Origin of the sequence: Actinosynnema pretiosum (assembly GCF_002354875.1) — a bacterium.
GTDB lineage: Bacteria > Actinomycetota > Actinomycetes > Mycobacteriales > Pseudonocardiaceae > Actinosynnema > Actinosynnema auranticum.
Genome location: NZ_CP023445.1, coordinates 954,168 through 975,000 on the forward strand (window position 1 = coordinate 954,168; position 20,833 = coordinate 975,000).

Sequence of the window (20,833 nt, forward strand, 5' to 3'; positions counted from 1 at the left end):
ATGCTCAAGGTCGCGGTGACGACCGTGGTCGCGGTCGTCGTGGTCGCCTTCGCGACGTTCAACGGTGTTTCGCAGATCATCAACGACTCCACACCGGCCGTCGACGAGAACGGCCGCATCCTCCGCGCCGCCTCCAGCTGCAACGCCGCCATCGGACCCTGGAACGCCGCCGACGGCGCGGGCAAGGGCGAGTACGACGCCAGCAGGCTGAACGACGAGCAGCGCGCCACCGTCGCCAAGATCATCTCCATCGGCCAGGAGCGCAAGCTCCCCGCGCTCGCCTGGCAGGTCGCCATCCAGGCGGGCATGACCGAGTCCGGCCTGCGCAGCCTGGACTACGGCGACCGGGACTCGCTGGGCATCTTCCAGATGCGCCCCTCCATGGGCTGGGGCACGCCCGCCCAGGTGACGGACCCGGTCTACGCGGTCAACAAGTTCTACGACGTGCTGCTCAACGTGCCCGAGTGGGAGGAGCGCCGCCCCGGCGACTCCGCCCAGCGGGTCGAGCGCTCGGCCTACCCGGACCGCTACCACAACTGGGAGGCCATGGCGGCCTTCCTGATCGGCGAGCTGGGCAACGTGCCCGACCCGGCGGGCTGCGGCACGGGCGAGGGCAAGGCGCTGCTGGCGTCCGGCGCCGCCGGTGGCGCGATCGAGTTCACCAAGCAGCAGCTCGGCGAGCCCTACCTGTGGGGCGGCAACGGCCCGGACGCCTGGGACTGCTCCGGCATCCTGGTCAAGGCGTTCGGCAGCGTGGGCGTCACCATCCCGCGCGTGGCCAACGACCAGTACATGCGCGGCGGCGCGCACCTGCCGATCGCGGACGCCAAGGCCGGTGACCTGATCTTCTGGGCCAGCGACCCGTCCGACCCGGTCTCGGTGCACCACGTCGGCATGTACCTGGGCAACGAGGAGTACATCCACGCGCCGCAGACCGGCGACGTGGTGAAGATCAGCAAGCTGAACCGGGACTACTACGAGCTGATGCCGCTGGCCGTCCGGCCCGGCGTCTGAGCGGGGCGCGCGGGGGCGGTCCGGCCGTCCCCGCGCCACCCGACCGCCCGTCCGCCCCGCCCGTCCGCCCCGACCGTCCGCCCCACCCGACCGCGTCGTGCTGAGGGAGGCACCGTGTTCACCCCCGAACCAGTCCAGCGCCGAGGCGGTCCGCCCGCGTCCAGCAACCCCGTGCGGGACTACCTGAGCTCGCGCCCGCCCGGCACGGTCGACGCGGGGTACGCGGTGCTCCCCAGGTCGCTGATGGAGGCCATGCCGCTGCCGTGGCAGCAGCAGATGACGCACCTGCTGGCCGAGCTGCACCGCACCCACGGGCACCTGCGGTGGCCGGAGTACCGGGTGGTGCCGTCCCGGCGCGAGCGGCTGGTCGACCTGGACGAGGACCAGCTGACCGAGGTCGGCGCGATCATGGAGATCGACTCGGAGGGCGAGCTGGTCTACCGGGAGCGCGGCGGCAGGCCGATCGAGCACCCGGAGAACCACGTCGTGCTGGTCTCCTGCCTGGACCCGGTGGTCCGCGAGGTCGCCGACCAGACCACCCCGCCGCGCGGGTTCCCGCAGCCGCACCAGGACCACGGCGGCCCGCACCAGGGGGCGCTGCCGGTGCAGGACTTCCGGGACCAGCAGGACCGCACCGGGCCGAGGTCGGACCGGTTCCCGGTGCAGAACCAGGTGGGCCCGCGCTCCGGCGGGTTCCCGGCGCAGGAGCAGGCCAGCGGCTACCACCCGGCGCCCCGGCAGGGCGGTTACGCCCAGCCCCACCCGCAGCACGCGCCGGGGCAGGGCCACCCGCAGCCGGAGGAGCCGGGGCGCAAGAAGAAGAAGCGCTTCTGGTGACGGCCCGCCGATGACGCCGGGCCGATGACGCCGGGCCGGTGACCTCCCGCAGGCCGCGCCCCACCGGTCGCGTCAGCCGGTGATCTGCGCGGCGGTGGCCGTCGTGGGATCTTGAAGGCATGGCTGACCCTGATGGCTGGTACTACTGCCTGACCCACCGCACGTCCGAGCAGGGCCTCGGCTGCCGGGGCGCGGACCGCATGGGCCCGTACCCGGACCGGGCGACCGCGGACCGCGCGCTGGAGATCGCCAGGCAGCGCACGGAGAACGCCGACGCGGCCGACGAGGCCGAGGACGAGTGGAAGAACGGCTAGCGCGGCGCCCGCCGCCCCGCGCGACCGCACCGCCGTCGCGCTCGTCCACCCCTCCACCCCCCACCTGTGATGTGATGATCCGGTGACTGGTGTCGAAGGCCTCACGGTAGGCGTGCTCGGTGGTACCGGCGCCCAGGGCAAGGGCCTCGCCCTGCGCTGGGCCAAGGCCGGCCTCAAGGTCGTGATCGGGTCCCGCTCCGCCGAGCGGGCCGAGGAAGCCGCCTCGGCGATCCGCGCGGAGACCGGCGCCGAGGGCGTCAGCGGCGCGGACAACGAGGCGTGCGCGCGGCAGGCGGACGTGGTGCTCGTCGCGGTCCCGTGGGACGGGCACGCCGACCTGCTGTCCGGGCTGCGCGAGGCGCTCGCGGGCAAGGTGGTCGTGGACTGCGTGAACCCGCTCGGCTTCGACAAGCAGGGCCCGTTCGCCCTGCCGGTCGCCGAGGGCTCCGCCGCGCAGCAGGCCGAGGCGCTGCTGCCGGACTCGCGGGTCACCGCCGCGTTCCACCACGTGTCCGCCGTGAAGCTGGCCGACCTCTCGCTCGCCGAGGTGGCGTGCGACGTGCTCGTGCTCGGCGACGACCGCGAGGCCACCGACCTGGTGCGCGCGCTCGCCGACGCCGTCCCCGGCTTCCGGGGCGTGTACGGCGGCAGGCTGCGCAACGCCCACCAGGTGGAGGCGCTCACCGCGAACCTGATCGCGGTCAACCGCCGCTACAAGGCCCACGCGGGCCTGCGGATCACCGACATCTGATGCCCGTCGACGACCTCGGCGAGCCGGTCCCGCTGCCCCGCCCGCCCGAGCGGGTGGTCAGCCTGGTCCCGTCGCTCACCGAGGCCGTCGACCCGGCCGCGCTGGTCGGCGCCACCGACTACTGCACCCACCCGCCCGGCCTGGACGTGCCCCGCGTAGGCGGCTCGAAGTACCCGGACGTGGACCGGGTGCTGGCGCTGCGCCCGGACCTGGTGCTGGCCAACAGCGAGGAGAACCGGCCGGAGGACGTGGCCGCGCTGCGCGCCGCGGGGGTGCCGGTGTGGGTGACCGGGGCCCCGGCGACCGTGCCCGCCGCGCTGGCGTCGCTGCGCAGGCTGTTCGCGGTGGTGTGGGCGGCGGAGCCGGGGTGGCTGGTGCGCGCCGAGGAGCTGTGGTCGCGCGCCGAACCCGCCGGGGTGACGGCGGTGGTGCCGGTGTGGCGCAAGCCGTGGGTGGTGCTGGGCCGGGACACCTTCGCGGGTGACGTCCTGGCGCGCCTCGGCGTGGCGAACGCCTACGCCTCCCACCCCGACCGCTACCCCCGCCCGCCGCTGGCGGAGCTGCGGGAGTGCGGCGCGCGGGTGGTCGTGCTGCCCGACGAGCCGTACGAGTTCACCGCGGCCGACGGGCCGGAGGCGTTCCCCGACCTGGTCCCGGTGTTCGTGTCCGGCCGCCACCTGACCTGGTACGGCCCCGCGCTGGCCGAGGCCAGGGCGCCCCTGGAGGCGGCCCTGGCCCCGGTGCTGGACCGCTGAGCCGCTAGGGCCGGAACCGGTCCGTGGCCGCGACGAGCGCCTTGAGGATGCCGGGCTCGTCGAACGCGTGCCCCGCGTCCCCGACCATCACCAGCTCCGAACCGGGCCAGGCCTTGTGCAGCTCCCAGGCGGTGACCGGCGGGGTGGCCATGTCGTAGCGGCCCTGCACGATCACGCCGGGGATGCCGGAGAGCTTGTGCGCGTCCCGGATGAGCTGCCCCTCCTCCAGCCAGGCGTTGTGCGCGAAGTAGTGGTTCTCGATGCGGGCGAACGCGAGCGCGAACCGGGGCTCGGCGAACGAGGCGGTCAGGTCGGCGCGCTCCAGCAGCGTGACCGTGGACCCCTCCCACACGCTCCACGCGATCGCCGGGGCCTCGTGCACGGCGGGGTCGGGGTCGTTCAGCAGCCGCGAGTACGCGCCGATGACGTCCCCGTCCGGGGCCCAGCGCGCGACCTGCTCCCACAGCTCGGGGAACAGCATCCCGGCGCCGCCGCCGTAGTACCAGTCCAGCTCCTTCTCGCGGACCGTGAAGATCCCGCGCAGCACCAGCTCGGTGACCCGCTCGGGGTGGGTCTGCGCGTAGGCGAGCGAGAGCGTGCTCCCCCAGGAGCCCCCGAACACCTGCCACCGCTCGATCCCCAGGTGCTCGCGGAGCTTCTCCATGTCGGAGACGAGGTGCCAGGTCGTGTTGGCGGACAGGTCGGGGTCCTCGCTGGCGTGCGGGGTCGACCGCCCGCACCCGCGCTGGTCGAACAGCACGATCCGGTAGGCGGCGGGGTCGAACAGCCGCCGGTGCGCGGGCGAGCACCCGCCACCCGGCCCACCGTGCAGGAACACGACGGGCTTGCCGTCCGGGTTGCCGCTCACCTCCCAGTGCACGAGGTTCCCGTCGCCGACGTCCAGCAGGCCCTGCTCGTGGGGCTCGATCTCGGGGTACATGCCCCCACTGTGCCCTGTGGGATTGCGCCGGTCAGCCGTTCATCGGATGAGCGCTGTGGATCTAGCGTGAAAGATGAGCAAAATTCACAAGGGGGAACGCCCATGCGACCGCGCACCAGCGGCCGTAGCACCACCGCGCCCAGATCCCTGGCCGCCCTGATCACCGCGCTGACCCTGCTGGCGACAGCCGCACCCGCCCACGCCACCACCGCGCCGACCGACCTGGCCATCGCGGGGTTGAGCCCGGACTTGAACCTGACGCTCCCGTGCACCGCGGGCCCGGACCGGTCCGTCGTCTCCACCCAGACCCCCGTCTTGCGCGCCAAAGCCCACGGGGAAGGGGTGACCACCTTCGAGTACGCCCTCCACGCGGGCACGGCTGACGCCCCGACCGGGGAACCCGCTGTGCTCACCGAGCACTCCGTCCCTGCGGGCTGGTACTCGTACCTCCGCGTCCCCCAGGGCTTGCTGTCCCACGGCGGCTTCTACACCTGGCGGGTCCGCACGACGGGCGGCGAGTGGTCCTCGCCCTGCGAGCTCGAGGTGGACAGCGTCAAGCCGGACGCCCCGCTGGTGTCGTCCACCGACTACCCGGAGACCGGCGACCACGGCGGCCCGGACGTGCCGGGCACGTTCACCTTCCGACCGGGAGGCCCCGAACTGCCGGTGGCGTACGCGTGGGGCTTCGGCTCCGATCCGATCCACACCGTCCCCGCCGCCCAGGACGGCACGGCGACCCTGACCACCCTCCCGATGCGGGTCGGCGCCAACCTGCTGGTCGTGCAGGCGGAGGACCGCGCGGGCAACGTCTCCCCGATCACCAGCTACCGGTTCGACGTCACCCCGCCGCAGCCCCAGGTGCCCGAGTTCCCGCTGACCGAGCTGCACCGCTACGGCTTCAACGAGACCGAGGGCGCCACCACCGCCGACTCGATCACCGGGACGACCACCACCCTGCCTGCCGGTGCCACCAGGGTCCCCGGCAGGACCGACACCAAGCGCTTCCTGAGCCTCGACGGCATGGCCGCCATCACCGCCCCCACGACCGGCCCGCGCGCCGATCAGCCGTTCACGGTCACGGCCTGGGCGCGCCCGTCCGACCTGACCGCCGACCGCGCGGTCGTCGTGCTCGGCGACCCGAGCGCCCCGTTGGCGTCCCTGGGCTACCAGGCGTCCAGCAGGAAGTGGTTCGCCACCGGCACGGGAGGCACGGCCACCGCCTTCAACCCGACCAGCGCGAACAGGTGGGCGTTCCTGGCTGCGGTCCACGACCACAAGACCGGCACGGTCACCCTGTACGTGGACGGCGTCAAGCAGAACAGCGCCCCGTGGACGCCCACCGCGACCACGGCTGCCTCGCTGATCGCGGGGGAGGGCTGGAAGGGCGACCTGGACGACGTCCGGGTCTTCTCCGGGGCGGCCTCCCTCGGCGAGCTGCGCCTGGTCCAGAACAGCACCTTTCACAGCTGAGAACCCCCGGTGGCCGCCTCCCCTCGGATGGCGGCCACCGGTCGTCACTCCCCGACGAGGTGCCGCAGGTAGGCGTCGGGGTGCTCGAGGTACCGCCGCCAGCTCGTGACCAGTTCCAGGTCGGCCCACCGCGCCCGCCGCAGCCCGTGCTCCCCGACCTCGATGATGTCCGCGCCCGGCGTCGCCGCCAGGATCGGCGAGTGCGTCGCGCAGACCACCTGCGCCCCGGACTCGCCGAGGTCGTGCATCAGCGCGACCAGTTGCAGGCAGGCGGTGAACGACAGCGCCGACTCCGGCTCGTCCATCACGTAGAAGCCGGGATCGCGGAACATCGACCGGAAGACGGCCAGGAACCCCTCGCCGTGGCTCATCTCGGCGGTGTCCTCGTCCCAGTGACCGGGGACGCCGCCGAGGTTCTCGGTCATGCTGAACGCGGTCTCCGCGCGCAGGAAGAACCCCTTCTTGCGCAGCCTCGGTCCGGCCAGCATCCGGGCGCCCCTCGCGGTGGTCTCCAGGCGCAGCACCTGGCCCAGGTCGGTCTTGACCGCGTCGGGGTCGTGGAACTTCCGGGCCGCCCGCCCACCGCGCGCGTCCAACCCGAACCCCTCGGCGATGGCCTCGACCAACGTCGACTTCCCGGACCCGTTGTCCCCCACCAGGAACGTCACGGGACTGGTGAACTCCAGCCCGCGCTCGACGACCTCCGCGACCGCCGGGATCGTGTGCGGCCACTCCCCGAGGTCGTCGGGGCGCAGGGACTCCGGCACGTAGGCCCGGCTGACGAACACGCGTGCTCCTGCTGGTCGTAGTCAGGGGGCCCGACCCCGTGGAACGCCGGTGGCCGCCCACCCCGAGGGGGAGCGGGCGGCCACCGGTCGTCAGTCGTTCACGTGCTCAGTCGCTCAAGTCCTCAGTGGAACGAGTGCTCGGGTCCGGGGAACCGGTGTCCGCGCACTTCGGCGGCGTACTCGCGGGCGGCGTCGCCCATGATTCCGGCGAGGTCGGCGTAGCGCTTGACGAACCGGGGTCCCTTGCCGCGGCGCAGGCCCATCATGTCCTGCCACACCAGCACCTGGGCGTCGGTGTCGGGTCCGGCGCCGATGCCGACGGTGGGGATGCGCAGTTCGTGGGTGATCTTCTTGGCGACCTCGGAGGTGACCATCTCCAGCACCACGGAGAACGCCCCGGCCTGCTGCACGGCGTGGGCGTCGGCGACGACGGCGTCGAAGGCCTCGTTGCGGCCCTGCACGCGGAACCCGCCGAGTTGGTGCTCGTGCTGGGGGGTGAACCCGATGTGGGCCATGACGGGGATGCCGGCGTCCACGATGGCCCGGATGTGCGGCGCGAACGCGCGCCCGCCCTCCAGTTTCACCGCGTGCGCCCGGCCCTCCTTCATGAACCGGACCGCCGTCGCCACGGCCTGCTCCACCGACACCTGGTAGGAGCCGAACGGCAGGTCGGCCACGACGAGTGAGCGCTTCACCGCTCGGGTGACCCCCCGGACGAGCGGCAGCAGCTCGTCCACGGTCACCGGGATGGAGGACTCGTAGCCGTAGACGTTGTTGGACGCCGAGTCCCCGACCAGCAGGACCGGGATGCCCGCCTCGTCGAACAGCTCGGCGGTGTACATGTCGTACGAGGTGAGCATGGGCCACGGCTCGCCGCGGTCCTTCAACTCCTGCAGGTGGTGGATGCGGACCCGCTTGGCGGGTGGACCGGCGGGCCCACCGGCCCCGGTCCCGTAGGGCGCGGGAACCTCAGCGCTCGAGGTCATCGTCGACCGTCCTTCCCTCGAAGCCCGCTCCAGCGGGTCTCCGGGCCTTGGTGCACGGTGCACCCCTCCAGGGTCGCACCGCCACCACCCCGGCGTCACCCCGTGCGAGTAGCCTCACACGCTTCGCGCAACCCCCGAACGCCGCGCCGGACGGCCCCGGAACGCACCCCGGACGACCCGTCCGGACGACCCGCCCGACGGGCTCACCGCAGCCCCGCCGCCCGCAGCACCGCGAGCGCCACCGCGTCCGGCCGGTCCACGTGCACCATGTGCCTGCTCCCCGGCACCACCACCAGCCGCCCGCGCGCCGACATCCCCGCGATCGCCGCCAGCTCCGGCCGCGCCGCCGGGGCCAGCACCTCGAACGGCACGTCCGGCAGCGCGGTCCCCGCCCGCAGCTCCTGCACCCGCGCCACCTGCTCGGGGAACGACGCCAGCTCCGCCAGCACCGCCAGACCCACCGGCGCCCGCCCGTACACCCGCCGCACCAGCCTTCCGGGGGCGCGGTCCTGTCGCCCGAACGTGGTCACCGCCATCGCCACCCGGCGCAGCAGCGGCCCGCCCCACCCCAGCACCGCCCCCCACCGCCGCCCCGACAACCGGTGCGCCCCGGACCGCAGCGCCCACCCCGCCACCAGCGACGCCGGGTCGAACGGCCGCCCGCCGCCGGGCGCCACCGGGTCGGGGTCCACCAGCACCAGCCCCGCCACCCGCCCCGGCCGCAACCGCGCCCACGCCTCCACGTGCAGCGCCGCCATCGAGTGCCCCACCAGCACCACCCGCGCCCCCGGAGCAGCCACCGGACCAGCCCCCGAACCGGCCGCCCCCACCCCCGAAGCCCCCACCACCGCGTCCAGCACCCCCACCTCCCGCGCCACCGACGGCGCCCGCAGCGCGGGACCGCTCCCACCCGTCCCCGGCCGGTCGAAGACCAGGACCCGGACGTGCGGCTCCAGCAGGGCTACCGTGGCGTCCCAGTCGAACCACGCCCCGCCCAGCCCCGAGCTGAGCACGACGACCGGGCCGGACCCCCGCGCGCGGAGGTGCAGCCTGCCTGCCGGTGTGTGGATCGTGGTTCGCACGTGGCCGAGATCTCCGGGGGAGTGGAAGAACGTGGCGGTTGCCGGGTGGAAGTGGCGTGCGGCGGGAGTCGTCGCCACGGTCGTGCAGGTCTCCGCGCTGGCCTCCCTGGTGCTGCTGCTGCGGGCCGAGGGCACACCCCTCGGCGACGTCATCTTCTTCTCCGGCTACGCGCTCGGCCTGCCGGTCGAGGCGAACCTGTTCATCGTCCTGGTCCTGGTGGTCCTCGGCGCGGCGCTGCGCGCCCGCAAGCGCGCCGCCCTGTGGGCGCTGCTGCTCATCGAGGCGCTCGGCCTCCTCTGGGACCTGACCGTGCTGCTCCTGCTCGCCGTCGCCCCCGACGTGCTGGCGTCGGGGGAGCAGGTGGACTGGCGGCGCGCGCTCGGCTTCCTGGGCGGCGGCGTCCTGACCGCCCTGGTCATCATCGCCTTCCTGCTGGCGATCCGGGAGGCGTTCCCCGCCGAGCTGGCCCCCGGCGCCTGGCGCAAGGCGCTGGCCGCGTTCACCGTCGGCCTCGCCGCCGCCGCGACCGCCGGGTTCCTGCTCACCGAGGTCTTCCCCGGCACCCTCCGCGACCAGGGCGAGATGCTCGTCTGGGCGGCCAACCAGGTCTCCGGCGAGGTCGTGCCGCTGCGCCGCGCCCTGTCCGGCGAGGGACCGGCCTGGCTGAGCGTCCTGCTGGGCGTCACCGGCACGCTCGTCGCGATCTTCGCCCTGTACCTGTTCTTCCGGGGCGAGCGCTCCAGCCGGTGGATCAACGTCGACGAGGAGCTCACCCTGCGCCGCCTGCTGGCCGCCCACGGCGAGCCGGACTCGCTCGGCTACTTCGCCACCCGCCGCGACAAGAGCGCCGTGCTCTCCCCGGACGGCCGCGCCGCGCTGACCTACCGGGTGCTCGCGGGCACCACCCTGGCCAGCGGCGACCCGGTCGGCGACGAGGACTCCTGGCGGCAGGCGGTGCGGGCCTGGCTCGACGAGGCCCGCCGGTACGGCTGGCGCGCGGGCGTCCTCGGGGCCAGCGAGCGCGGCGCCCGCGCCTACGCGGCCGAGGGCCTCAAGGCGCTGGAGATCGGCGACGAGGCCGTGCTGGACGTGCGCGAGTTCAGCCTCGCCGGACCGGAGCGGCGCGCGGTCAGGCAGGCGGTCAGCCGGGTCGAGCGCGCCGGCTACACCGCGCGGGTGCGCAGGCACGCCGAGATCCCCGCCGACGAGATGGCCGGGCTGCTCGACCTGGCCCAGCGGTGGCGCGGCGCGCAGACCGAGCGCGGTTTCTCCATGGCGCTCGGCAGGCTCGGCGACGAGGCCGACGGCCGGTGCGCGATGGTCGAGGCCTACGACGCGGACGGCGCGCTGCGCGGGCTGCTCTCGTTCGTGCCGTGGGGCAGGCGCGGGCTGTCCCTGGACCTGATGCGGCGCGACCGGACCGCGGAGAACGGGCTCAACGAGTTCATGGTCGCCGAGCTGGTCGCCGCCGCCGGACGGCTGGGCGTGCAGCGGGTGTCGCTGAACTTCGCCATGTTCCGCGCGGTGTTCGAGGAGGGCGAGAAGCTCGGCGCCGGACCGGTGCTGCGGGCCTGGCGCGGCGTCCTCGGCCTGGCCTCCCGCTTCCTGCAGCTGGAGTCCCTGTACCGCTCCAACGCCAAGTACGGCCCCGACTGGCAGCCCCGCTACCTCTGCTACTCGAGCGTGCGGAGCCTGCCCAGGGTGAGCATCGCGGCGGGCGTCGCCGAGGGCTTCGTGCCGAACCTGCGCTCGCTGCTCAAGCGCGGGTCCCGCCGCCGGGGCCTGGGCGGGGCCACCACGTCCGGGCGCTGGTTCGCCGACGCCGTCCGCGAGATCGAGGCCACCCGCCCCGAACCGGCCCGCGCCCGCCGCCCCGAGCAGGTCAGGGTCCGCATGGCCAAGCTCGACCTGCTGCGCGCCGCGGGCCGCGACCCGTACCCCGTCGGCTACGACCGCGACTGCCCGGTCGCCGAGGTCGGGTCCCGGTTCGGGCAGGTCGTCGCGATCACCGGCCGGGTCGTGGCGCTGCGCGAGCTGGGCGGCCTGTGCTTCGCCCGCGTCCGCGACTGGACCGGCGAGGTGCAGATCATGCTGGACGCCGCCACCACCGAGGACCTGCGCCTGTGGAAGTCCGGCGTCGACCTCGGCGACCACGTCGGCGCGCGCGGCGAGGTCGTGCGCTCCCGGCGCGGCGAGCTGTCCGTGCTGGTCGCCGACTGGGCGATCACCGCCAAGTGCCTGCACCCGCTGCCCGACCGCCGCGCGGGCCTGGCCGACCCGGAGGCGCGGGTCCGCAAGCGCTACCTGGACCTGGCGGTCAACCCCGACTCGGCCGCGATGCTGCGCACCCGCAGCGCCGTCGTGCGCGCCGTCCGGGACTTCCTGCACGACCGGGGCTACCTGGAGGTCGAGACCCCGATGCTCCAGACCGTGCACGGCGGGGCCAACGCGCGGCCGTTCATCACCCACATCAACGCCTACGACACCCGCATGTACCTGCGGATCGCGCCCGAGCTGTACCTGAAGCGGCTGTGCGTGGCGGGCGTGGACCGGGTGTTCGAGCTGAACCGGAACTTCCGCAACGAGGGCGCCGACGCCACCCACAACCCGGAGTTCACCATGCTGGAGGCGTACCAGGCGTACGCCGACTACCGGGTGATGCTGGACCTGGTGCGGGAGCTGGTGCAGCACGCCGCGGTGGCCGCGCACGGCAGGCAGGTCGCGGTCCGCGACGGCGTGGAGGTCGACATCTCGGGCCGGTGGCCGGTGGTCCCGGTGCACGAGGCCGTGTCCACCGCGCTGGGCGTCGAGGTCGGCCCCGACCTGCCGCTGGAGGAGCTGCGCGCCGCGCTGGTCGCCGGGGGCGTGCCGCTGCCGCAGGACCTGGAGGCCGACCACGGGACGCTGGTGCTGCGCGCCTACGACCACCTCGTGGAGCCCGCCACGACCGCCCCGACCTTCTACACCGACTTCCCCACCTCGGTGTCCCCGCTGACCAGGGAGCACCGCGCCGACCCCCGGCTGGCCGAGCGCTGGGACCTGGTCGCGTTCGGCGCGGAGGTCGGCACCGCCTACTCCGAGCTGACCGACCCGGTCGAGCAGCGCCGCAGGCTGGAGGCGCAGTCGCTCAAGGCCGCCAGCGGCGACGTCGAGGCGATGGAGCTGGACGAGGACTTCCTGACCGCGCTGGAGCACGGCATGGCCCCCACCGGCGGCCTCGGCCTCGGCGTGGACCGCCTGCTGATGATGCTCACCGGGACGAGCATCCGGCAGACGGTCCTGTTCCCGTTCGTCCGGCCCGAGCCCAAGGCGTGAGCCGAGGACCCGAGCCAGGGGAGCGGGCCGGGACCGGCGCGCGCCGCCGCTAGCAGCGCGCGCCCGCCTGCGGCGTCGCCAGACCGACCAGGTAGGCGGTGCCGATCGCGTCCACGCACTCCACGCCCTGCAGGTACACGGTGTGCTGCTCGCCCTCGTAGGTCAGCAGCGCGCCGCCCAGCGCCCGTGCCAGGCTCACCCCCGCGTCGTACGGGGTCGCCGGGTCGCCGGTCGTGGAGATCACCAGCACCGGGGGCAGCCCGACGGGCCTCGCGGTCAGCGTCGGCGCCGCCGTCACCGGCACCGGCCAGAACGCGCACGCGTCCAGCACGCCCACCGGCGGGGCGCCGTCGTCCAGGAACGGCGCGGCCTCGCGGTACCGCCGCGCCACCTCGGCGAGCTTGGCCCGGTCGGTGTCGCGCGGTGAGTCGACGCACTGGATCGCGGTGAACGCGTCCGTGATCGCCGAGTACTTCCCGTCCGCGTCCCGCCCGTAGTAGGTGTCCGCGAGCAGCAGCAACGTCTGCCCCTGCCCCGCCCTCAGCTCGGTCAGCCCGGTGTTCAGCGGCTCCCACAGCTGCGAGGAGTACAGCGCCTGCACCACGCCGGTGATCGAGTCGTTGTACGACAGCTTCCGGCCCTGCACGGCCACCGGGTTCTCGACCAGCGGCCGGGTCAGGCCCTGGAACGCCTCGGCGGCCTTCGCCGGGTCGGTCCCCAGCGCGCAGTCCGGCCGCTTCGCGCACCACGCCGCGAACTCCTCGAACGCCTGCTGGAACCCGGCGCCCTGCGCCACCAGCGAGTCGCCCTCGTCCTGCGCCGGGTCGACCGCCCCGTCCAGCACCATCGCCCGCACGTTCGCCGGGAACGCCTCGGCGTACACCGCGCCGATGTGCGTGCCGTACGAGTACCCGACGTAGCTCAGCTTCTCGTCGCCCAGCGCGGACCGCAGCACGTCCAGGTCCTTCACCACGTCGCGCGTCCCCAGGTTCGCCAGGAACTCCGCGCTGGTGCTCTCCGCGCACTTGCGGGCGTACTCCTGGTTCTCCCGCTCGGTCTCCGCCACCCCCTCGGGCGAGGCGTCGACGTCCACGTCGAGCCGCTCCTCGTCCCGCTCGGCGTCGCTCAGGCAGCGCACCCTCGGCTCGCTCGCCCCCACCCCGCGCGGGTCGAACCCGACCAGGTCGAAGCGCGCGCCGATCTCCGAGGTCAGCACCTGCGGCACCAGCGACACCGCCGCCTCCATGCCGGACGCGCCGGGACCGCCGGGGTTGAGCAGCAGCGACCCGATGCGGTCACCGGTGGCGGGCCTGCGCAGCACCCCGATCCGGATCGTCCCCCCCTCGGGCGCCGCGTAGTCCAGCGGCACCTCGACCCGCGCGCACTCCAGGCTCGGCCGGTCCCGGTACAGCGCCCGCGTGGTCGTGCTGTCCGCGTACGCCGAGCAGCCGCCCCAGCCGATCTCCTGGCCGTAGAACCGCTCCAGCCCCTGCGGCACCGCCCCCGCAGGGCCGCGCTTCTCCAGCCGCACCCCCGGACTCGGATCACCGGTGACCACCGAGGTGCAGGCGGTCAGCGCGAGCAGGACCAGGAGCAGCGGAGAGGAACGGCGCACGCACCGATGGTAGGTGCGCCCGGCGGGTGGTGACGCCTCGGACACAACGCGCGCCGCCGACCCCCTCCGTGGGAGAGGATGTCCCCATGCCGCAGCTCCGACTCGCACTGGCCCAGGTCAACGCCTGCGTCGGCGACCTGGCGGGCAACTCCGCCCTCGTCGTCGACTGGACCCGCAAGGCCGTCGAGGCCGGCGCTCACCTGGTCGTGTTCCCCGAGATGGTCCTCACCGGCTACCCGGTGGAGGACCTCGTCCTGCGCGAGTCGTTCACCTCGGCCTCCAAGGCCGCGCTGACCGACCTCGCCGCCACCCTCGACCGCGAGGGCCTCGGCGACGTCGCCGTGTTCGCCGGCTACCTGGACGGCGACGAGCGGGGCAAGCGCAACTCGGCCGCCGTGCTGCACGGCGGACAGGTGGTCGCCCGCCAGCACAAGCACCACCTGCCCAACTACGGCGTCTTCGACGAGCGCCGCTACTTCCGGCGCGGCGACGCGCTGGAGGTCGTGCGGCTGCACGGCGTCGAGGTCGGCCTGGTGATCTGCGAGGACCTCTGGCAGGACGGCGGCCCCGTCGCCGCCCTCGGCCAGGCCGGGGTCGACCTGGTCGTCTCGCCCAACGCCTCCCCGTACGAGCGCAAGAAGGACGACGTCCGGCTGCCGCTGGTGGCCCGCCGCGCCGCCGAGGCGGGCGCGCCGCTGGCCTACGTCAACCTCGTCGGCGGGCAGGACGAGCTGGTCTTCGACGGCGACACGATGGTGGTCGGCGCCGACGGCTCCCTGCTCACCCGCGCCCCCCAGTTCGTCGAGCACCTCGTGGTCCTCGACCTGGACCTGCCCGGCGGCGCCGCGCGCACCGAGGGTGACGTCGCGGGCTTCCACGTCACCCGCAAGGTGATCTCGGACGAGCCGCTGCCGCGCTACGAGCCGCTGCCCGTCCCGGCCTCCGCCGAGCCGCTGCCCGACGAGGCCGAGGTGTGGCACGCCCTCGTCACCGGCCTGCGCGACTACGTGCACAAGAACGGCTTCCGCTCCGTCGTGCTCGGCCTGTCCGGCGGCATCGACTCCGCCGTCGTCGCCTCGCTCGCCGTCGACGCCCTCGGCGCGGACTCGGTGCACGGCGTCTCCATGCCCTCGGTCTACTCGTCCGACCACTCCCGCTCGGACGCCGAGGACCTGGCCCAGCGCACCGGCCTGCACTACTCGGAGCAGCCGATCCCCACGATGGTGGCGGCCTTCGTCGACCAGCTGGGCCTCACCGGCCTCGCCGAGGAGAACGTCCAGGCCCGCTGCCGCGGCATGACGCTCATGGGCCTGTCCAACCAGCACGGCCACCTGGTCCTGGCCACCGGCAACAAGACCGAGCTCGCCGTGGGCTACTCGACCATCTACGGCGACGCCGTCGGCGGCTTCGCCCCCATCAAGGACGTCCTCAAGACCCTGGTGTGGGACCTCGCCCGCTGGCGCAACGCCGAGGCCGAGAAGCGCGGCGAGCTGCCCCCCATCCCGGAGAACTCGATCAGCAAGCCCCCGTCGGCCGAGCTGCGCCCCGGCCAGGTCGACACCGACTCGCTGCCGGACTACGAGCTGCTCGACTCGGTGCTGGACGACTACGTCGAGGGCGACAAGGGCTACCGCGCCCTGCTCGACTCCGGGTTCGCCCCCGAGCTGGTCGACCGGGTGCTGCGCATGGTCGACCGGGCCGAGTACAAGCGCAGGCAGTACCCGCCGGGCACCAAGATCAGCAACAAGGCGTTCGGCCGCGACCGCCGCCTCCCGATCACCAACGGGTGGCGCGAGGGCTGACCGCCCCGCGCGTTCGGACGAACCCCGCCGAGACCCCGCAGCCACCCGGCTGCGGGGTCTCGGCCCACCCGGAAGAGCGGATCTCCACCGAACCGACCAGCGCGATCACCCGCCGGGCCCCGCCCCCGTCACCCGCTCGGCCCAGGGACCCCCACCTCCCCGCCCCGCCCCGTCCGCCCAGGGCGAACCGCGTTAGGGCGATCCGGCAACGCGCCGCCAACGAGCTTTACCTAGGCTGCGACCCATGAACCGCCAGCAGGAGTTCGTGCTCCGCACGCTAGAGGAACGCGACATCCGCTTCGTCCGGCTCTGGTTCACCGACGTCCTGGGCTTCCTCAAGTCCGTCGCGGTGGCCCCGGCCGAGCTCGAGGGCGCCTTCAGCGAGGGCATCGGCTTCGACGGCTCCGCCATCGAGGGCTTCGCGCGGGTCTACGAGTCCGACATGGTCGCCCGCCCCGACCCGGCCACCTTCCAGGTCCTGCCCTGGAAGACCCCGGACCAGAACCACTACTCGGCGCGGATGTTCTGCGACATCTCCATGCCCGACGGCGCCCCCTCCTGGGCCGACCCGAGGCACGTGCTGCGCCGCACCCTCGCGCGCGCCAGCGAGCAGGGCTTCACCTGCTACGTGCACCCGGAGATGGAGTTCTTCCTGCTGAAGGAGCTCAACGGCAACGGCCTCGAACCCGTCCCGGCCGACAACGGCGGCTTCTTCGACCAGACCAGCCACGAGACCGCCACCCACTTCCGCCGCCACGCCATCGAGGCGCTGGAGGCGATGGGCATCTCCGTGGAGTTCAGCCACCACGAGGGCGCGCCCGGCCAGCAGGAGATCGACCTGCGCTACGCCGACGCCCTCACCATGGCCGACAACATCATGACCTTCCGGTACCTGATCAAGGAGGTCGCGATCACGCAGGGCGTGCGCGCCTCCTTCATGCCCAAGCCGTTCTCCGAGCAGCCCGGCTCCGGGATGCACACCCACGTGAGCCTGTTCGAGGGCGACCGCAACGCGTTCTACGACGCCGAGGACCCCTACCAGCTCTCCGACACCGGCAAGGCGTTCGTCGCGGGCCTGCTCAAGCACGCCCGCGAGATCACCGGCGTCACCAACCAGTGGGTCAACTCCTACAAGCGGCTCATCGTCGGCGGCGAGGCCCCGACCGCCGTCTGCTGGGGCCACGCCAACCGCTCCGCCCTGGTCCGCGTGCCCATGTACTCCAAGGGCAAGGCCAGCTCGCGCCGCGTCGAGGTCCGCACCCCGGACTCGGCCGCCAACCCGTACCTGGCGTTCGCCGTCATCCTCGCCGCCGGGCTCAAGGGCGTCGAGAAGGGCTACGAGCTGCCGCCCCCCGCCGAGGACGACGTGTGGTCGCTGACCGACCGCGAGCGCCGCGCCGCGGGCTACGCCAACCTCCCGCAGAACCTGGGGGAGGCACTCACCGAGATGGAGAACTCCGAGCTGCTCCCCGAGGTCCTCGGCGAGCACGTGTACGACTTCTTCCTGCGCAACAAGAGGAACGAGTGGGACTCCTACCGCCGCAGCGTGACCCCTTACGAGCTGCGAACCCTGCTGCCGGTCCTGTGAAGCGGCGACCCGTGCGGGTGGTCCACACCGGGCACTCCCCGAAGCTGGGCTCGTACACCGCGACCGAGTTCCCCTCGAACCCGGAGACCGCGCCCGCCCTCATCGGGTGCACGGTGGCGACCGCCGCCGAGCTGCCCGCGGTGAAGGCGCTGTCCGGCTCGTTCCTGGCCCACCACCCGGAGGCCAGGTTCCTGGCGCTGGTGGTCGACGCCGCGCCGGGCACCTCGGGCCCCGGCCTGGTCACCCCGGCCGACCTCGGCGTCACCGCCGAGGAGCTGGCGGTGCTCGCCACCGGCTGCACCGCCGCCGAGCTGTGCGGCGTGCTCCGGCCGCTGCTGCTGGAGCAGCTGCTCGGCCAGGGCGTCCCGGTGCTGTGCCTGGACCCGTGGGTGCGGGTCCTCGCGCCCGTCACCGAGCAGGTGCTCGCCGCCGTCGAGCAGGGCCCGCTGGTCCTGCTGCCCCGGTCGCTGCGCCCGCTGCCCGACGACGGCCTGCGCCCCACCCCGACCGAGCTGCTGCGCACCGGCGTGTTCGACCCCGGCTTCCTGGTCGTCGCGCCCGGAGCCGAGCCGTTCCTGCGCACCCTCGCCGAGCAGCTGCGCCGCACCCCCGACGCGACCAAGGCCGTGCTGGACATGGCGCCCGCGCTGGTCAAGGTGCACGTGCTGCGCGACGCCACCATCGGCCTGTCCGCGTGGAACGCCGCCCAGCGCCCCGTGCACCGGCTCGACGACGGCGCGCTCAGCGTCATGGGCGAGCCGCTGCGCACGGTCCACTTCGCGGGCTTCGACCCGAACCGCCCGTGGCTGCTGTCGGCCCGCTTCGCCGACCGCCCCAGGGTCCTGCTGTCCGAGCACCCGCTGCTCGCCGACCTGTGCGCCGCCTACCGCGCCGACCTGGTCCGCGCCGGCCACACCGCCCAGCGCGTCCCGTACGGCTTCGGCCAGCTCGCGGACGGCACCCCGATCCCGGACCGCCTGCGCGCCGACTACCGCGCCGCGTCCCGCACGGGCACGCCGCACGGCCCGTTCGGCGCCCCGAGGCCGATCCCGGTGCCACCGCAGGAACTCCTGCTCGACGGCGCCCCGGACCTGGCCGACGGGCAGCCGGAACCCGCTGCGCCGCAGGGCGGGTCGGCGCAGGGCGGACCGGGGGAGTCGGCCGACGCCTCGGCGGGCGACGTCCCCGCAGCCCCGGACACCGACGCGCCGACCGGCGCCGATCTCACCGTCGCCTCCGGCGGCAGCGCGCCCGAAGGCAGTGCGCCTGAAGCCACCGCGCCCGAAGGCAGTGCGCCCGAACGCGGCGCGCTCGAAGGCGCCGCGCCCGCCGAGCGGCCCGAGGCCGACGACGCCCCGGAGCCCGCCCCCTCGGCCCCCGCCGTCCCGAAGCCCGCCGCGTCCACCGACCCGGCCGCCGCCGCCGACGACGCAGACCGCCCGCACACCCCGCCCCCCGCGTTCGGCGACGACCGGGGAGCCGCGTTCCTGGCCTGGGCCTGCGAACCCGTCCGCGGCCTGCACGGCAGCACCCGCTGGTCCGTCGCCCTCTGGCAGGGCGACCTCGCCCTGCGCCACGAGTTCCCCGACCCGTTCGGCGAGGACAGCGCCGCCTTCCGCGACTGGTGCGCCACCACCGGCGTCGCCTCCGGCAGGCTCCCCGTCCCCGCCGTGCCCGGCCCCCGCGCCGGGACCCCCGCCCTGATCGACCAGCTCGGCGTCACCGTCCTCGGCGACGACCCGGCCGCCGACCTGCTCCGCGCCGCCGCCAAGGCCTCCGGCCTGCCCACCGGCGACGGCTACCCGGTCGTGCTGCGGGTCGGCGACGAGCCCGTGCCCGCCGACCGCTTCCTGGTCGACTACCTCGCGTCCGACCAGCCGCCCCAGGCGCTCGACGCCACCGAGCTGTGGACGCCCTCCGAGGCCACCCGCGCCGCCGTCGAGCGCGCGGGCGGACCGGTCGTGCGCGTCCTCCCGCTGCCCACGGCCGAGGTCGAGGCGGCCACGCCCGAACCGCACGAGGGCCTGCTCCTCGGCGCGCTCGCGGACCACTCGATCGACCGCTCCGGCAACGTCCTCGGCGTCGTCGCCGCGTTCCTCGCCGCCTTCCCCGACCGCGACGACGTGCGCCTGCGCATCACCGTCACCGGGGCCGACGAGCACCCGGAGGCCGCCGAGCGGCTGCGCCTGGCCACCGCCACCGACCCGCGCGTCGAGCTGGCCGACGACTTCCGGCCCGTGGACTGCCTCGTCTCGCTGCACCGGGGCGGGGCCGACGACCGCATCGCCGCCGCGCTGGCGGACGTCGCCGCCACCGGCACCCCCGTCATGACCGCGCGGCACGGGGCCGTCCCCGAGCTGTTCGACAAGGCCACCGCGCTGTTCGTGCCGTGCCGCCAGGGCGTCGAACCGGACGCCGACGCGGCCGTAAAGCTGCTGCGCGCGATCGCCGACGAGCCCGAGGCGGTCGCCGCGATAGGAGCCGCCGGGCGCGAGCACGTGCGCGCCACCCGCTCCACCGCCCAGGTCGCCGAGGTGCTGCGCGAGCGCGTCGAGCACGCCTACCGGGGGTGGCGCGCCCGCCGCGCCGCCGCGAAGCCCGCGCCCGTCGCCGACCCGCTCCAGGTGCTCCAGACCGCCAAGCACGCCCTGCTGCGCGAGCCGGACGTCAGCGTCGCCAGCCGCATCCCGATGGCCCCGCAGCTGCGCAAGGTCGTGCTGCGCGTGCTCGACCACCACGACAACCACATGCGCGACGTCCTCGGCGGCATGGTCGACGGCGTCGAGCGCACCGTGGCCGAGCTGGTCCGCAGGCAGGACGAGGTCACCACCGGCATCGGCCTCGGCGAGCTGGAGGTGCTGCGCTCCGAGGTGGAGCAGCAGGCCGAGCGCCAGGGCGAGCACTCCGACCAGCTGATCGCGCTCGACGACTCGGTCGTGCGCGTGCGCGCCGACATGGCCGGGCAGGGCAGGAGGCTGCGCGACATCGAGGACGCCCTGGTCGCCGAGGCGGCCAAGCGCGCCAAGCAGGGCGAGGCCACCGCGCAGCGCATCGACAAGCTCGCCGTCGCGCTGGAGCGCACCCTCGACCGGATCGACCGCCTGGAGTCCAGGGTGGTCGACGTGCTGCGCGACCGCGACCACCGGCTCGACGCCGGGGTGCGCGCCGCCGCCCAGGCCCAGGCCACGGCCGACGCGCTGCGCCGGGTCGTGGTGCGCGAGCACGAGCGGCACTCGGCGTCCGCGCCGTCCGTGCGCAGCTCGCTGGTGCTGACCGAGGTCGGGCTGCTCCGGCTGCCCGCCGACGACGCGTTCATGCTCCCGTTCCTGTCCAGCAACGGGACGTGGGAGGCGGAGCTGTCCGAGCTGATCGACTCGGTGGTCGAGCCGGACGGGATCTTCCTGGACGTCGGCGCGTACGCCGGCTACCAGACCGTGCGGATGCTCAGCCGGATGGGCACGACCGGCGCCGTCGTCGCGGTGGAGCCGTGCCCGTCGGCCGTGGAGCTGCTGCGGCACAACGTGCAGGTGAACCTGCCGCAGCGGGTCGCCGACCGGCTCGTCGTGGTGCCCGCC

The 20,833-nt window shown here is 74.3% G+C and carries 15 protein-coding genes (1 of these 15 running past the window's edge); 10 read left to right on the forward strand and 5 right to left on the reverse strand.

From position 1 onward, the window contains the following. From CNX65_RS04390 to CNX65_RS04410, 5 genes are all read left to right on the forward strand, one after another. Window positions 1-1,014: a C40 family peptidase gene (locus CNX65_RS04390; protein ID WP_096491619.1), complete on the forward strand. Its 1,014-nt coding sequence runs from the start codon at window positions 1-3 to the stop codon at window positions 1,012-1,014. 114 nt (window positions 1,015-1,128) lie between these two features. Further along, the gene (locus tag CNX65_RS36695; protein WP_232519699.1) at window positions 1,129-1,851 is read left to right on the forward strand and encodes a hypothetical protein; all 723 of its coding nucleotides are present in this window, start codon (window positions 1,129-1,131) and stop codon (window positions 1,849-1,851) included. Window positions 1,852-1,970: 119 nt separating this feature from the next. Next, complete coding sequence (locus tag CNX65_RS04400) at window positions 1,971-2,165, forward strand: hypothetical protein (protein ID WP_096491620.1); 195 nt, start codon at window positions 1,971-1,973, stop codon at window positions 2,163-2,165. A gap of 82 nt (window positions 2,166-2,247) precedes the next feature. After that, window positions 2,248-2,916 carry an NADPH-dependent F420 reductase gene (gene npdG / locus CNX65_RS04405; RefSeq protein WP_096491621.1) on the forward strand — a complete coding sequence of 223 codons (669 nt, stop codon included), beginning with the start codon at window positions 2,248-2,250 and terminating at the stop codon, window positions 2,914-2,916. Beyond that, the gene (locus tag CNX65_RS04410) at window positions 2,916-3,671 is read left to right on the forward strand and encodes a helical backbone metal receptor (RefSeq protein WP_096491622.1); all 756 of its coding nucleotides are present in this window, start codon (window positions 2,916-2,918) and stop codon (window positions 3,669-3,671) included. The genes npdG and CNX65_RS04410 overlap by 1 nt, the downstream gene beginning before the upstream one ends. A 4-nt stretch (window positions 3,672-3,675) precedes the next feature. On the opposite strand, the gene pip is transcribed toward CNX65_RS04410, so the two are convergent. Then, window positions 3,676-4,611 carry a prolyl aminopeptidase gene (gene pip / locus CNX65_RS04415; protein WP_096491623.1) on the reverse strand — a complete coding sequence of 312 codons (936 nt, stop codon included), beginning with the start codon at window positions 4,609-4,611 and terminating at the stop codon, window positions 3,676-3,678. 102 nt (window positions 4,612-4,713) lie between these two features. Between pip and CNX65_RS04420 the strand changes: the two genes are divergently transcribed. After that, complete coding sequence (locus CNX65_RS04420) at window positions 4,714-6,081, forward strand: LamG domain-containing protein (protein WP_096491624.1); 1,368 nt, start codon at window positions 4,714-4,716, stop codon at window positions 6,079-6,081. Between the two features lie 44 nt (window positions 6,082-6,125). Here the strand turns inward: CNX65_RS04420 and CNX65_RS04425 are convergent, their stop codons facing one another. From CNX65_RS04425 to CNX65_RS04435, 3 genes are all read right to left on the reverse strand, one after another. Next, the gene (locus tag CNX65_RS04425; protein WP_096491625.1) at window positions 6,126-6,869 is read right to left on the reverse strand and encodes an AAA family ATPase; all 744 of its coding nucleotides are present in this window, start codon (window positions 6,867-6,869) and stop codon (window positions 6,126-6,128) included. Between the two features lie 122 nt (window positions 6,870-6,991). Next, a complete protein-coding gene (gene panB / locus CNX65_RS04430) occupies window positions 6,992-7,855 on the reverse strand; it encodes a 3-methyl-2-oxobutanoate hydroxymethyltransferase (protein WP_096491626.1) in 864 nt (287 codons plus the stop codon). Between the two features lie 203 nt (window positions 7,856-8,058). Further along, window positions 8,059-8,937 carry an alpha/beta hydrolase gene (locus tag CNX65_RS04435; protein ID WP_096491627.1) on the reverse strand — a complete coding sequence of 293 codons (879 nt, stop codon included), beginning with the start codon at window positions 8,935-8,937 and terminating at the stop codon, window positions 8,059-8,061. A 31-nt stretch (window positions 8,938-8,968) separates the two neighbouring features. Here CNX65_RS04435 and lysX point away from each other — a divergent pair, with 31 nt between their 5' ends. Further along, window positions 8,969-12,253 carry a bifunctional lysylphosphatidylglycerol synthetase/lysine--tRNA ligase LysX gene (gene lysX / locus CNX65_RS04440; protein ID WP_096491628.1) on the forward strand — a complete coding sequence of 1,095 codons (3,285 nt, stop codon included), beginning with the start codon at window positions 8,969-8,971 and terminating at the stop codon, window positions 12,251-12,253. Window positions 12,254-12,302: 49 nt separating this feature from the next. Here the strand turns inward: lysX and CNX65_RS04445 are convergent, their stop codons facing one another. Continuing rightward, on the reverse strand, window positions 12,303-13,868 hold the full coding sequence (locus CNX65_RS04445; RefSeq protein WP_096491629.1) for an alpha/beta hydrolase: 1,566 nt from the start codon (window positions 13,866-13,868) through the stop codon (window positions 12,303-12,305). Window positions 13,869-13,954: 86 nt separating this feature from the next. Here CNX65_RS04445 and CNX65_RS04450 point away from each other — a divergent pair, with 86 nt between their 5' ends. The 3 genes from CNX65_RS04450 to CNX65_RS04460 form a co-directional block, all read left to right on the forward strand. Next, window positions 13,955-15,670 (forward strand): NAD+ synthase, encoded by a 1,716-nt coding sequence (locus tag CNX65_RS04450; protein WP_096491630.1) that lies wholly within the window; start codon window positions 13,955-13,957, stop codon window positions 15,668-15,670. Between the two features lie 244 nt (window positions 15,671-15,914). Then, complete coding sequence (locus CNX65_RS04455) at window positions 15,915-17,258, forward strand: glutamine synthetase family protein (protein ID WP_012783531.1); 1,344 nt, start codon at window positions 15,915-15,917, stop codon at window positions 17,256-17,258. Beyond that, window positions 17,255-20,833 carry the 5' portion of an FkbM family methyltransferase gene (locus CNX65_RS04460; RefSeq protein WP_096491631.1) on the forward strand. 507 nt of this gene lie beyond the right edge of the window, so only the first 3,579 of its 4,086 coding nucleotides appear in the window; the start codon lies at window positions 17,255-17,257; its stop codon lies off the right edge, out of view. The genes CNX65_RS04455 and CNX65_RS04460 overlap by 4 nt, the downstream gene beginning before the upstream one ends.

What these genes read in the sequence shown, in the direction of transcription:
- CNX65_RS04390 (WP_096491619.1), top strand. Translation starts at nt 1, where the DNA reads ATGCTCAAGGTCGCGGTGACGACCGTGGTCGCGGTCGTCGTGGTCGCC.
- CNX65_RS04400 (WP_096491620.1), top strand. Translation starts at nt 1,971, where the DNA reads ATGGCTGACCCTGATGGCTGGTACTACTGCCTGACCCACCGCACGTCC.
- CNX65_RS04410 (WP_096491622.1), top strand. Translation starts at nt 2,916, where the DNA reads ATGCCCGTCGACGACCTCGGCGAGCCGGTCCCGCTGCCCCGCCCGCCC.
- pip (WP_096491623.1), bottom strand. Translation starts at nt 4,611, where the DNA reads ATGTACCCCGAGATCGAGCCCCACGAGCAGGGCCTGCTGGACGTCGGC.
- CNX65_RS04420 (WP_096491624.1), top strand. Translation starts at nt 4,714, where the DNA reads ATGCGACCGCGCACCAGCGGCCGTAGCACCACCGCGCCCAGATCCCTG.
- panB (WP_096491626.1), bottom strand. Translation starts at nt 7,855, where the DNA reads ATGACCTCGAGCGCTGAGGTTCCCGCGCCCTACGGGACCGGGGCCGGT.
- CNX65_RS04450 (WP_096491630.1), top strand. Translation starts at nt 13,955, where the DNA reads ATGCCGCAGCTCCGACTCGCACTGGCCCAGGTCAACGCCTGCGTCGGC.
- CNX65_RS04455 (WP_012783531.1), top strand. Translation starts at nt 15,915, where the DNA reads ATGAACCGCCAGCAGGAGTTCGTGCTCCGCACGCTAGAGGAACGCGAC.